Origin of the sequence: Acinetobacter guerrae (assembly GCF_009372255.1) — a bacterium.
In the GTDB taxonomy this organism is placed as follows: Bacteria; Pseudomonadota; Gammaproteobacteria; order Pseudomonadales; family Moraxellaceae; genus Acinetobacter; species Acinetobacter guerrae.
In genome coordinates this window covers 1-211 of record NZ_LXGN01000044.1, presented here as the reverse complement: position 1 = coordinate 211, position 211 = coordinate 1, and the positions used below count along the sequence as shown (strand labels likewise).

Below are 211 nucleotides of genomic sequence, written 5' to 3'. Positions count from 1 at the left end.
CTAATCAGCGGATTAATTTATTGGGCAACAAACTGGTTTTAATTGCACCTAAAAATTCGACAATCAATAATATTAAGATGGATAAAAATGTCGATCCAAGTACAGCTTTTCAAGGGAAATGGTGTACAGGGGATACCAAAAGCGTTCCTGTTGGAAAGTATGGAAAACAGGCACTTACTTCATTAGGGTGGTGGCAAAACCTTCAGCCCAA

At 38.4% G+C, this 211-nt stretch carries 1 protein-coding gene; it reads left to right on the top strand.

Translation table 11 applies throughout. The features are described 5' to 3' along the window. Positions 1 to 211 (top strand): substrate-binding domain-containing protein (locus A7A69_RS11660; RefSeq protein ID WP_338325133.1); only part of this gene is annotated, 211 nt, incomplete at both ends.